10 protein-coding genes are annotated in these 12,822 nt (G+C 69.2%); all 10 read left to right on the forward strand.

Features of this window, described 5'->3' with window-relative positions; all coding sequences use genetic code 11:
- The first annotated feature begins 86 nt into the window (after positions 1-86).
- The 10 genes from E3O39_RS11655 (at position 87) to E3O39_RS11700 (ending at position 12,808) form a co-directional block, all read left to right on the forward strand.
- Positions 87-521: a GntR family transcriptional regulator gene (locus E3O39_RS11655; protein WP_134447069.1), complete on the forward strand. Its 435-nt coding sequence runs from the start codon at positions 87-89 to the stop codon at positions 519-521.
- The gene (locus E3O39_RS11660; protein ID WP_134447070.1) at positions 518-1,456 is read left to right on the forward strand and encodes an ABC transporter ATP-binding protein; all 939 of its coding nucleotides are present in this window, start codon (positions 518-520) and stop codon (positions 1,454-1,456) included. The genes E3O39_RS11655 and E3O39_RS11660 overlap by 4 nt, the downstream gene beginning before the upstream one ends.
- A complete protein-coding gene (locus E3O39_RS11665) occupies positions 1,453-2,163 on the forward strand; it encodes a hypothetical protein (RefSeq protein ID WP_134447072.1) in 711 nt (236 codons plus the stop codon). Before E3O39_RS11660 ends, E3O39_RS11665 begins: the two co-directional genes overlap by 4 nt.
- Positions 2,164-2,295: 132 nt before the next feature.
- Positions 2,296-3,510 (forward strand): MalY/PatB family protein, encoded by a 1,215-nt coding sequence (locus E3O39_RS11670; RefSeq protein WP_134447074.1) that lies wholly within the window; start codon positions 2,296-2,298, stop codon positions 3,508-3,510.
- 134 nt (positions 3,511-3,644) lie between these two features.
- Positions 3,645-4,895, forward strand: coding sequence for an O-acetylhomoserine aminocarboxypropyltransferase/cysteine synthase family protein (locus E3O39_RS11675; RefSeq protein ID WP_241975374.1), 1,251 nt, complete (start codon positions 3,645-3,647; stop codon positions 4,893-4,895).
- Between the two features lie 23 nt (positions 4,896-4,918).
- A complete protein-coding gene (locus tag E3O39_RS11680) occupies positions 4,919-5,902 on the forward strand; it encodes a Gfo/Idh/MocA family protein (RefSeq protein WP_134447076.1) in 984 nt (327 codons plus the stop codon).
- 125 nt (positions 5,903-6,027) lie between these two features.
- The gene (locus E3O39_RS11685) at positions 6,028-8,322 is read left to right on the forward strand and encodes a bifunctional diguanylate cyclase/phosphodiesterase (protein WP_166787291.1); all 2,295 of its coding nucleotides are present in this window, start codon (positions 6,028-6,030) and stop codon (positions 8,320-8,322) included.
- Complete coding sequence (locus E3O39_RS11690) at positions 8,319-10,652, forward strand: bifunctional diguanylate cyclase/phosphodiesterase (protein WP_134447080.1); 2,334 nt, start codon at positions 8,319-8,321, stop codon at positions 10,650-10,652. Before E3O39_RS11685 ends, E3O39_RS11690 begins: the two co-directional genes overlap by 4 nt.
- The gene (gene dacB / locus E3O39_RS11695) at positions 10,649-12,172 is read left to right on the forward strand and encodes a D-alanyl-D-alanine carboxypeptidase/D-alanyl-D-alanine-endopeptidase (RefSeq protein WP_241975373.1); all 1,524 of its coding nucleotides are present in this window, start codon (positions 10,649-10,651) and stop codon (positions 12,170-12,172) included. The genes E3O39_RS11690 and dacB overlap by 4 nt, the downstream gene beginning before the upstream one ends.
- Before the next feature lie 36 nt (positions 12,173-12,208).
- Positions 12,209-12,808, forward strand: a complete 600-nt coding sequence (locus E3O39_RS11700; protein WP_134447084.1) for an isochorismatase family protein — start codon at positions 12,209-12,211, stop codon at positions 12,806-12,808.
- Positions 12,809-12,822 lie beyond the last annotated feature (14 nt).

Raw genomic sequence — 12,822 nt, forward strand, 5'->3', positions numbered from 1 at the left:
GGTGCCGGAGGAGGGCCGGAGAGGCTTGACAGAACCCGCCGAGGTCCATAGGTTCATTAGTGTAGTAATGGACCAAAGGGGTACAGGTGTTTTCCGAAAGCAGTCCGATCTTCCAGCAACTCGCTGCGCAGATCGCCAACGACATCGTGGCCGGCACGTACCCGGAGGGCACGGCCGTTCCGTCGGCGAGTGAATACGCGATTTTCTACCAGATGAATCCGGCGACGGCGGGCAAGGCCGTGAACGTGCTCGTCGAGCAGGGTGTGTTGTTCAAGAAGCGGGGGGTCGGCATGTTCGTGTCCGAAGGTGCCCGCGAGCTGCTCAGCGCCCAGCGGCACGCGGCGTTCCGCGCGCTGTTCGTCGAGCCCCTCGTCCGCGAGGCGCACGTGCTCGGCATCGAGACCGAAGAGCTCGCCCGGATGATCGCTGCCGAGACCGAATCCCAGTCCCAGAACCAGGATCCGTCCCAGTCCCAGACCCCCCATCGAAACCCGACGATCGAGAAAGAAGCTCTCTCATGACCGCAGCCATCGACATCCGCGCCGTGACCCGCACCTACGGCCACGCCACGGCTCTCGACGACGTCAGTTTCCGAGTGCCGGAAGGCTCGATATGCGGGCTCTTCGGTAGCAACGGCGCAGGGAAGACCACCGTGATGTCGATCATCGCCGGCCACGACCGGCCGTCTTCCGGTGAGGCCCTTGTGCTCGGCGACACTCCGTTCGAGCACGAGCCCACCGTCTCGCGGATCAGCTTCATCCGCGACAACCAGCGCTACCCCGACAACTACCAGCTCAAGCACGTGCTGCGGATCGCCCCCGAATTCGCACCCGACTGGAGCGCCGAGGTCGCCGCTGAGCTCGTCGAGGGCTTCCGGATCCCGGCGAAGACGCCGATCAAGAAGTTCTCCCGTGGCCAGATGTCTGCCGTCGCGATCGTGCTCGGCCTCGCCTCCCGGGCCCCCGTCACCCTCTTCGACGAGCCGTACCTCGGTCTGGATGTCGGAGCGCGCACCGTCTTCTACGACGTGCTCCTGCGGGACTACGGCCGGCATCCGCGCACGATCCTGCTCTCGACGCACCTCATCGACGAGTCGGAGTCGCTCTTCGACCGGGTCGTCATTCTCAACGCGGGTCGGGTGGCCGTCGATTGCGACCGTGACGAGGCCCGCGAACTCGCGGTCGTGATCAGCGGCGCAGCGGATGCCGTCGGCCGGCTGTGCATCGGCCGCACGGTCCTGCAGACGCGCGCCATCGGCACTCTCAGTTCGGTGACCGTTACCGGCGACGCCGACGAGGCCCTCCTCGCCGACGCCCGGCGAGCGGGAGTGCAGGTCGCGCCGGCCTCGCTGCAGCAGCTCGTCGCGGCATACGGCGCGCCCGCCGGAAACGCGGAGGAGCAGACCGCCCCCCAGCCCACCCGCACCACCCAGCAGAAGGAAGCGGCAGCAGCATGAACGCCATCACATCGGTCGTCAAACTGCACCTGAACCGGCGCGTGGTCGCCCTCCTGGTGCCGCTCTTCATCGTCGCGGTCGTCGTGGTGATTTCGATCCTGATCTCGCTGCTCTTCTTGCGGGGTGGCAGCCAGCCCGGCTCCGCAGTGTGGATCAACGCCTCGCGGAGCAACACCGGCATGCTGTTCTCGCTCGCCGGGTTTCTGGTCAGCATGGGCGTCGCCTTTGCCGCGACCACGTTCCCGTTCGCACTGGCGCTCGGGGCCACCCGGCGGGCGTTCACCCTGGGGACCCTGGCCTGGAACATCCTGCAGGCCGTCTATCTCACCGTGGTGTTCGCCGTGCTTACGCTTCTCGAACTCGCCACCGGGCACTGGTTCTTCGGCTTCTACATCTTCGACATCAACATCCTCGGGGCCGGCGACCTCACGAAACTGATCCCGATCGTCTTCCTCTCGGTGCTCGCCCTGCTGAGCGTCGGAGGGGCCTTCGGCGCATCCTGGGTGCGGTTCGGGGCGCGCGGCCCGCAGGTGATCGCGGCCGTCGCTGCCATCCTGATCATCGTCGGCCTGATCGTCGTGATCCCGTCGGCATCCGTGCTGATCGCGAACTTCGCGCTCTGGTGGCTCGCCGTCGCCGGCGTCGTGCTGGTCGTGATCGCGATGGCGGGCATCTGGTTGCCGCTCCGCACCGCGACCGTGCGTTAGTTCGCCGTGATCTCGCACTGAGTCGTTATGTGTCGCACCGAGACTCCCCGCATCGCACGCAGTTGATAGCGTGCAGGTCAAGCACTACTTGGCAGGCAGGGGCACCTCCGGCCATCCACCGGAGAGATTCTGATGACGACTTCCCGCTTTGACGACATCACCCGCGAGCAACTGAGCCGGCCCGACAGCCGGAAGTGGAGCCTGCACGCCGGCACCATCGGCGCCTGGGTCGCAGAGATGGACTTCGGAACGGCCCCCGTGGTCACCGAGGCGCTGCACCGCGCGATCGATGACGGCGACCTCGGGTACCTGGCCCCCGCGACCACGCGGCGGATGGCCGAGGCCGCCTCGGAGTGGCTCCGCACGGATTGCGGCTGGGAGATCGCCCCGGAGAACATCCACCCGGTCTCCGACGTGATGGCCGCCCTCGAGGTCGCGATCACCAAGTACTCCCCGGCCGGGAGCGGCGTCATCATCCCGACGCCCGCCTACATGCCGTTCCTCTCCTTCATCCCGACACTCGGCCGAGAGGTCTTCGAGGTGCCCGGCATCGACTCGGACGGGCGCTGGACGCACGACCTCGCCGGGATCGAGGCGGCCTTCCACGCCGGCGCGCGCACCCTCATCCTCTGCAATCCGCACAACCCGACCGGGACGGCGATCTCCCGCGAGGAACTCGAGGCCATCGCGCAGATCGTCGACCGACACAACGGCCGGGTCTTCGCCGACGAGATCCACTCGCCGCTCCGCTACGGGTCCACGCCGCACGTGGCGTACGCCTCCCTCTCGACCGTGACCGCGCGGCACACGATCACTGCGACCTCAGCGTCGAAGGCCTGGAACATCCCCGGGCTCAAAGCCGCGCAGCTCATCACGTCCAACCCAGCCGACGAGGAGCTCTACCAGATCTTCGGTTTCGCGGTGCTGCACGGGGCGTCGACGCCCGGGGTCATCGCGGCCACTGCGGCCTACCGGCACGGTCGGGAGTGGCTCACCGAGGTCACCGATTACCTCGACGGCAACCGACGCGAGCTCGGGCGGCTCCTGGCGGAGCACCTGCCCGAGGTCGGCTATCGCATCCCTGAGGCGACGTACATCGCCTGGCTCGACTGTCGGCGGCTCGGTATCGAGGGGTCGCTCGCCGACTTCTTCCGCACAGAGGCGGGTGTTGCGGTGACCGACGGAGCGCAGTGCGGGAAGGGATATGACGGGTACGTCCGGCTGATCTTCGCCATGCCCCGGCCGATCCTCGAGCAGGCCGTGTTGCAGATGCGGGATGCCGTCCTGCGGCATACCGCGCAGCGCCAGAACGTGCACAGCAACAACGTACGGACAGGAACACCGTGACCCACCAGGCCGACATCGAACCCACCCTCGAGGACACCGCGCCAGGGCACAGCGTCACAGGGAACACCGCCACGGGGCACACCGTCGCCGCGCCGGAGTACGACTGGGACGGCTACGCCTTCGACACCCGCCAGGTGCACGCCGGCGAGACCGAAGACCGCTCCAACGGGGCCAGGATCCAGCCGATCGCGATGACGGCCGGCTACCGTTTCGACTCCTACGACGATGCCGCCGGACGCTTCTCCGGTGAGGGAGACGGCCTGATCTACTCCCGGCAGCGCAACCCCTCGGGAACCGTCGCCGAGAAACGGATCGCCTCCCTCGAGGGCGGCACCGAGGCCATCGTCGTCTCCTCCGGCCAGGCCGCGATCACCGCCGCGCTGCTCGCGCTCGCCGGCTCCGGCGAACGGATCGTCTCGACCGCGAGCATCTACAGCGGCACCCGGGTGCTGTTCGGCCGCAGTTTCAAACGCTTCGGCGTCAGCGTCGACTACGTCTGGAACGAAGCCGACGACGATGAGTGGGACCGCCAGATCACCCCGGACACCAAGGCGATCTTCACCGAGACCATCCCGAACCCCAAGAACGACATCGTCGACATCGCCCGGGTCGCGCGGGTCGCCCGCCGGCACGGGATCCCGCTCGTCGTCGACAACACGATCGCCTCGCCCTTCCTGATCCGGCCATTCGAGCACGGCGCCGACATCGTCGTGCACTCCTCGACGAAGTTCCTGAGCGGCCACGGCGCCGCCCTGTCCGGCACCATCGTCGACGGCGGCCGCTTCGACTGGGCCGCCTCCACGCGCTCCTACCCACTGCTCACCGACCCGGTGCGCCCGGGCCGGCCTTCGATCTTCGACCAGTACGGCCCCACCGCGTATGCACGGATGACCCGCGAGGCCGTCGTGAACGACATCGGTCCCGCACTCTCCCCGTTCAACTCCTTCCTGCTGCACCAGGGCATCGAGACCCTGTCCCTCCGCATGGAACGACACCTCTCGAATTCGCTCGCGATCGCGGAATGGCTCGAGGGACATCCGCGCGTCGACAGCGTCGACTACGCCGGCCTGCCCGGGAGCCCGTACTACGAGCTCGCCGATCGGCTCTACGGCGGCCGCAGCGGCTCGGTGTTCTCGGTCACCGTGCGCGGCGGCACCGCCGGCGCCCGCCGGTTCCTCGACGGGCTCCGGGTGATCAGCCGGATGACCAACATCGGCGACGTGCGCTCGATGGCGCTGCACCCCGCGACGACGACCCACTCCTCGTTCACCCCAGAGCTCCGCGAGCGCCTCGGCATCGCGCCCGGCCTGATCCGGCTGTCCATCGGCATCGAGGACCCGACCGACCTGATCGCCGACCTCGACCGGGCCCTCTCCGCGCTCTAACGGCACGTGACTAGGCTCGGAGCATGACCGAGACAATTCGCTGGGGAATCCTGGCCACAGGCGGCATCGCCCACGCATTCACGAGTGACCTCATCCTGGCCGGGCACACCGTCCAGGCCGTCGGCTCCCGGTCCCAGGCCGGGGCGGATGCCTTTGCGACCGAGTTCGGGATCCCCACGGCCCACGGAAGCTACGAGGCCCTCGCCGCGGACCCCGAGGTCGACATCGTCTACGTGTCGACCCCGCATCCGTTTCACGCCGCCAACGCGACGCTCGCCCTGAACAACGGCAAGCACGTGCTGATCGAGAAGCCGATCACCCTCAACGCGCGCGAGGCGAGGGAGATCACCGAACTCGCCGCGGAGAAGGGCCTGCTCGTGCTCGAGGGGATGTGGACCCGGTTCCTGCCGCACATGCGGCGAATCAGGGAGATCATCGCAGCGGGCACCCTCGGCGACGTGCACACCCTGATCGCCGACCACACCCAGGATCTCCCCGACGACCCCGGGCACCGGCTCAACTCGATGCAACTCGGCGGCGGTGCGCTCCTCGACCTCGGCGTGTACCCGATCACCTTCGCCTCCGAGCTCTTCGGCACGCCGGAGACCATCCTCGCCGCGGCGACCTTCAAGGCGACGGGAGCGGACGCCCAGGTAGCGACGACCTTCCGCTACCCCGGCGGCCAGATCGCCGTCACGCTCTCGGCGAGCGACACGGCCGGGACGAACACGGCCGTGATCCTGGGCACGCTCGGCCGGATCGAGATCGACGCGGTCTGGTACTCGCCGACGAGTTTCCGGGTGCTGAACAGCAGCGGCGAGGTGCTCGAATCGTACGTGTCTGCCGTGAACGGCCGCGGGATGCAATTCCAGGCGGTCGAAGCCGAGCGGGTCATCCGCGCCGGCCTCACCGAGAGCGACCTGCTCCCGGTCGCGGAGATGGTGAGCATCATGGAGACCCTCGACACAGTCCGGGAACGGATCGGACTGCGCTACCCGGGTGAATAGGCCGCTGACCAGCCGACGCTAGTGCTTCAGGCACGGTAGCCTGACCTCACAGGCAACCGCGACCCGGGGATGACCCCCGGCCGGACGGTACGGCAATCGAGAGCTCGGATCCAATGGAATTGCTGGTGCGGGAGGATCGCAGGCGAGGTGCAGCCACGCCACGGTCGGATGCCTGGCTCGTTTGGTCACTCATCGTGCTGGTGGCGGCGTCGGCGGTCCAGACCCTCGTCGCGGGTGTCGCAGGCGTTCGGACCCCGGTCGGCGACATCGTGGGGGTGCTGTCCTTCTCCGCGCCCATCGTTCTCTGCTGGATATCGGTCCATCGCGCCGCGGCGCGCCGGACCGAGTTGGTCCTCACTGCCCTAGCCCTGAGCGCCTATTCCCTGTCGGGCATTCTCTTCTCCCTAGTCTACCTGGTCTTCGCGGGCATTGCCTCCGACTCGCTGGCGATCCTTGCGACCGCGCTCTTCTTCTCGTTCTACCCGCTGGTGCTCGCGGCCCTCGCCGTCCTGGTCTACCGGCAGAAGGGGCGGCTGTCCTGGGGTGTGACTCTCGACAGCACCGTCGGCGCCCTCGGCGCGGCCTCCCTCGTCGTCGTCCTCCTCGGCCCGAGCATCGACAGGGCATTCGGGAGGCCGTTCTCGCTCGACTCGTTCGTCGCCGCCGTGAATCCCCTCCTGGACATCCTTGTTCTCGCCGCCCTCGCCGGTGTTGCCGCCTCACGGTCGATCAGTGCCGGGCGCAACTTGCTCATGCTGGTCGCGGGGCTGCTGCTCTTCGCCGCCGCCGACATCGGCTTCTCCCTCACCGGGATGACCATCGAGGGCAGTTACTCGACGGCGTCGCCTTTCGACCTCGGCTGGATCGCGGGCCTCGCACTGATGGCCCTGTGGGCGCACCGCTCGGCCAGGCCCGTGCCGCCGGCGCCGGCCGTCCGCGACACGGCCGTGATGCGCTGGGCGCTCTCCCTCCCTGTCCTGGCTACGACCGCGGGACTCGTCGTCCTCCTGATCGCGAGCGAGATCGAGGTCTCCCCGCTCGCCATCTCCCTCGCGGCAGGGGCCGTGGTCCTCTCCGCAGCCCGCACGACGCTCGCGTTCCGTGAACTGCGGCGGATGGGCGACATGCGCAGGCAGGCCAGGACGGACGACCTCACCGGGCTGCCCAACCGGCGCGCCCTCTACTCCGAGGTGCCGTTGAGCCTCACCTCCGGTGCCAACCGGGCCCTGCTGCTCCTCGACCTGGACCGCTTCAAAGAGGTCAACGACAGCCTCGGGCACGATGTCGGGGACGAACTGCTTGTGCAGGTCGGGACTCGCCTCACGAGCCATGTCCGGGGGACCGACCTCGTCGCCCGGCTCGGCGGCGATGAATTCGCGATCCTGCTCGCCGACGCCGGGGAGGCGGAGGCCGTGATCGTGGCGGGGACGCTCAGGGAAGCCCTCGCCCGGCCGTACCTGCTCGAAGGAATCACCCTGCAGACCACGGTCAGCATCGGCATCGCCCTCTATCCCGGCCAGGCCCTCGACCTGACCGGCCTCCTCCGCAAAGCCGACATGGCCATGTACAAGGCGAAGGCAAGCCGCAGCGGTCACCGGGTCTACGACACGAGCGACGACAGCCACGGCGCCGCCCGGCTTCGCACCCTCCAGGAGCTGCGCGTGGCCCTGGCCGAGCGGCAGCTGGAGCTCTACTACCAGCCCAAAGTCGACCTCGCGACCGGGGCCGTGCGCGGTGTCGAGTCGCTCGTGCGCTGGAACCACCCGGTGCGCGGACTCGTCCAGCCCGGTGACTTCCTGAGCATCGTCGAAGAGGCCGGTCTGATGAACGCGATGACCGAACAGGTGCTCGACATGGCCCTCGACCAGGCCGCCGTCTGGCATTCCCGCGGTGCCGACCTGACCGTCGCCGTCAACCTGACGGCGAGCGCGCTCGTCGACGCGGAACTGCCGGAGCGGACCGCGGCGATGCTCGCGGACCGCGGCCTGCCGGCATCCGCCCTCATCCTCGAGATCACCGAGGAATTCCTGCTCGAGGACCGCGCCCGGACCACCGCGATCCTGACCCGGCTGCGGGCGGGGGGCATCCGCATCGCCATCGACGACTTCGGGACGGGATACAGCTCGCTCGCGTACCTGCGCGACCTGCCGGTCGACGAACTCAAGCTCGACCGGTCGATCGTGTCGCCGATGAAGGACGACCCGCGCGCGGCCGCCCTCGTCTCCTCGACGATCGAACTGGCGCACAGCCTCGGGCTCACGATGGTGGCCGAGGGTGTCGAGGACGCCGAGGTCTACGCCGACCTGGCCCGGTACGGCTGCGACGAGGCCCAGGGCTTCCACATGTCCCGGCCGATGCCAGCCGGCGAACTCGACAGGTGGCTCGCAGAACGTCGACTCGCCCTCACGGCGTCACCGTGACGGCCGTCGTGACGCCGCGCCGCCAGGGCCTGGACCGCTGGATGCTCTGGGCGCTCTGGCTGATCATCGCGGCGCACGTGGCGAGCCTCGTGCTGCGGGCACCGGCGGACTACGTCTCCTCCGCGTTCATCCTGCTCGGGGTGCTCGCCGCCGCCGCGCCCCTCATCGTCTGCTGGGTGGCGGTCGCGCGCACCCGGTCGAATCGACTGCAGGCCAGGCTCGCCGCCTCGGCCGTGACCGTGTTCGTGATTGGCAATGGCTTCTTCGCGGCCGCCGACCTGCCGGCCGGGGACTGGGTGCCGGTGCTGGCCGCCCTCGCCCAGCTCTGCTACCTCGCCTTCTACCCGCTGATGCTCGCCGCCCTGTTCACCGTCGTGCGGCACCAGTTGCGGAGCCTTTCCCTCGCGATCGCGCTGGACTGCGTCGTCGGCGGTCTCGGCGCCGCCGCTGTCGTGTCCGCCGTGCTCGGGCCCGTGCTCGCGGTCGGCGCCCAGGGGCCGCCGTCCATTTCCACCTTTGTGGGCATCGCGAGTCCCGTGCTCGACCTCGTCATCGTCGCAGCGGTCGTCGCGATCGCGGCGTCACCGATCCTGATGGCAGGCCAGAGCTGGATCCTGCTCGTGGGCGGGCTGCTCTCGTTCGCCGCGGGGGACATCCTCTTCGCGTTGGGCAAGCTCAACGGCACCTACGTGGTCGGCCACTGGCTCGACGCCGGCTGGTCGATCGGACTCGCGCTCGTCGCGACGTGGCTGCGCACGGCAGCGACCCCGGACACGGACGACGAGGGCACGGGCGACGGAGGCACGGCCGAACGCGGCACGGATGCAGCAGACCGGCCGGGCGCCTCGGCGAGCGGATCCGGCGTGCTCGCGGTCCCTGTCGTCGCGACGATCGCAGGTCTCGCCGTCCTCCTGGTTTCGAGCAGGCACGGAGAGTCACAGGTGACGGTGGGGCTCGCCGCCGCCACCCTCGTCGTCTCGTCAGCCCGCACGGTCATCGCATTCCGGGAACTCGGCCGGATGGGCGATCTCGCCAGGCTGGCCCGCAGCGACGACCTCACCGGGCTCCCGAACCGGCGGGCCCTCTACGCCGAAGTGCCCGCCCGGCTGGCCCTCGGCGGGCGCAATGCCCTGCTCCTGCTCGACCTGGACCGGTTCAAGGAGGTCAACGACAGTCTCGGGCACGACGTCGGGGACGTGCTCCTCGTACAGGTTGGCCTGCGGATCGGCGCCCAGCTCGGCGCGGACGACCTCCTCGTGCGGCTCGGCGGCGACGAATTCGCGATCTTCCTCCGCGACTCCGGCCGGGAAGAGGCCGAAGTCGTCGCGATGAAGGTGCAATCCGCCCTCGCGGCACCGCACACGCTCGAAGGCATCTCGCTGCAGTCGAGCGCGAGCATCGGGATCGCGCTGAGCCCCGAGCACGGCGAGAGCCTCGGCATCCTGATGCGCAAGGCCGACATGGCGATGTACCGGGCCAAGGTGCGGCGCGGCGGACATCGCGTGTACCACCCGGTCGACGACAGCCATGGCGACACCCGGCTGCGCACCCTCGAGGAATTGCGCGCGGCGCTTGTGACCAACCAGCTGGTGCTGCACTACCAGCCGAAGGTCGAACTCTCCGGCGGGGAGGTGCGCGGGGTTGAGGCCCTCGTGCGCTGGAACCATCCGAAACGCGGCCTGCTCTACCCGAGCGAATTCCTCGAACTCGTCGAGGACGCCGGCCTGATGCAGACGCTGACGGAGCGGGTCCTCGAACTCGCATTCGACCAGGCCGCGGTGTGGCACCGTCGCGGCGAGAGGCTCACGATCGCGGTCAACCTCGCGGCGAGTTCGCTCCTCGACTCCGGCCTGCCTGAACGGGTCGGCGTCATGCTCACCGCGCGGGACCTCCCGGCGACTGCCCTCATGTTCGAGATCACCGAGGCGTTCCTACTCGACGATCGCGGCCGGGCGAGCGACATCCTCGGGAGACTGCGTGCCCGCGGCATCCGCATCGCCGTCGACGACTTCGGCGTGGGTTACAGCTCGCTCGCCTACCTCCGCGAACTCCCGATCGACGAGCTCAAGCTCGACCGCTCGTTCGTGGCGCCGCTGAACGGTGACAAGCGCGCCGCCGCAGTGGTGTCGTCGAGCATCCACCTCGCCCACAGCCTGGGGCTGCGGATGGTGGCCGAGGGGGTCGAGGACGCCGAGGCGTACGCGCAGCTCGCGCGGTTCGGTTGCGACCAGGCCCAGGGCTACCACGTGTCTCCGCCGGTGCCCGCCGCCGTTCTCGACGAGTGGCTGGCCGCGCGCCTCACAGCGGACGCAGGTACAGTACAGGCGTGAACGATCAGGACAGCACCGCGCCGCAGGGTCCAGGAGCCCAGGACGCCGCCCCGCATCGCCCCGGAGTGAGCGGCCCCGGAGCGGCCGGGATCGCCGGGTTCCTCGCCCGGCACCGCACCGCTTCCTGGGCCTTGTCCTGGGCCGTTGCCTTCGCCCTGCTCGGCAGCGGCGCCGTCGTCGCCGGCGCGTCCACGCGCGCCTCCGCGCCGGTCTCCCTCCCGGTCACGGACTCCGCGACCCCGACGCCCACCCCGACCCCGACGCCCACGCCGATCCCCGTGCGCCCGGTTCCCGGAGCGATCGTCCCCGCGAGCCACCTGCGCACGTGTTCCGTCGCCGCACTGTCCACCGACTCCCGCCTCGGCAGCTTCCAGTCCCAGGTCGTGAACGCGACGACGGGCGAGGTCCTCTTCGACCGGGGCGGCAGCACGCCCTCGCGCACCGCGAGCGTGCTCAAGGTCCTCACCTCCGCCGCGGCGCTGAGCGTTCTCGGCTCCGACTACCGGGCGACGACGACGGTCGTGAAGGGCGCGGAACCCGGTTCACTCGTGCTCGTCGGCGGCGGGGACCTGACCCTTTCCCGGCTGCCCAGCGGGGCGGAGTCGACCTATACCGGAGCGGCACACCTCGACACCCTCGCCGTGCAGGCCGTCGCGGCGTGGCAAGCCGACCCCGCGACCGCGAACGTCCCGATCACCTCCCTCGTGCTCGACTCCTCCCTGTTCGGAGACCCGGCGTGGGACCCCAGCTGGAACCGCAAGGAACTCACCGACGGGTACATGCCCGAGATCACCGCCCTGCAGGTCGACGGCGACAGAGACAACCCGAAGCAGAGCACCTCCGCCCGCAGCAGCGACCCGATCGGGCGCGCCGGGCAGGCATTCGCCGACCTTCTCGGCAGCAGCGTCACGGTCACCCGTGGCACGGCGCCGGCCGGGGCAACCCAGCTCGCATCGGTCCAGTCGCAGCCGGTGTCGACACTGATCAAGCAGGCGCTCATCGTCTCGGACAACACCATCGCCGAGATGCTCGCGCGGCTCGTCGCGGTCAAGTCCGGCGCGGGCAACACCTTCTCGGCACTCAAGAAATCGACGGTCGCCGGGCTGCAGACGTATGGAATCGACACGACCGGCATCGTCATCGCCGACGGCTCCGGCCTGAGCGACAACAATGCCGTTCCACCGTCGTACCTGACCAAGCTGTTCATCAAGATCAACGCACGCGAGGGCGATCTCGGGGTCATCTTCGACGGACTGCCCGTCGCCGGCGGCAAGACCGGTTCCCTCTCTTACAGCGACCGGTTCACCGGCAAGAACGCGGACGCCGACGGTTCCGTGTTCGCGAAGACCGGCTGGATCGACACCGGGTACACCCTCGCCGGCATCATCCACGCCGCGGACGGGACTCCGCTCACCTTCGTCGTTTACGCGCTCGGTGATGTGGGTGATAATGCGAAGCAGGCGATCGACACCATCACGGCGGCGTTCTATCGCTGCGGAAACAACCTCTCTAATACCTAGCGTCTCACGCAGGCGCAGAACCCAGAACGGAGCACCGTGGCCAGGGCCTTGTTCATCATCGACGTGCAGAACGACTTCACGGAGGGCGGCGCCCTGGGGGTTGACGGCGGGGCAGCCGTGGCCGCGGGCATCAGCAGACTGCTGGCGGAGCATCCGCTGCACTACGACTATGTCTTCGCCTCGCGCGACTGGCACAACGCGGCGGGCGACAACGGTGGCCACTTCGCCGCGGCGGGCGCAGAGCCCGACTACACCGGCACCTGGCCGGTTCACTGCGTCGCGGACACTCCCGGCGCCGACTACCACCGGGATCTCGCGCTACCGGCCGGGACCGTGCATATCCGCAAGGGACAGGGCGAACCGGGGTACTCGATCTTCGCCGGCGTCGACGAGTCGGGCGCGCGCACGGCAGAGGTGCTGATCGAGCACGCGGTGACGGATGTCGACATCGTCGGAATCGCGACCGATCACTGTGTGCGGGCCTCGGGTCTCGATGCGCTCGAGCACGGCCAGCGGGTGCGCGTGCTCACCGACCTCATGGCCGGCGTCGACCCGGACGCGAGTGCTGCAGCCCTCGCCGAGCTGGCGTACGCCGGCGCCACCCTGACCACCGCAGCGGACCTCGCGACCGCCTAGCACCTGTTCCGCCA

Source organism: Cryobacterium sp. MDB2-A-1 (assembly GCF_004402675.1).
GTDB lineage: Bacteria > Actinomycetota > Actinomycetes > Actinomycetales > Microbacteriaceae > Cryobacterium > Cryobacterium glucosi.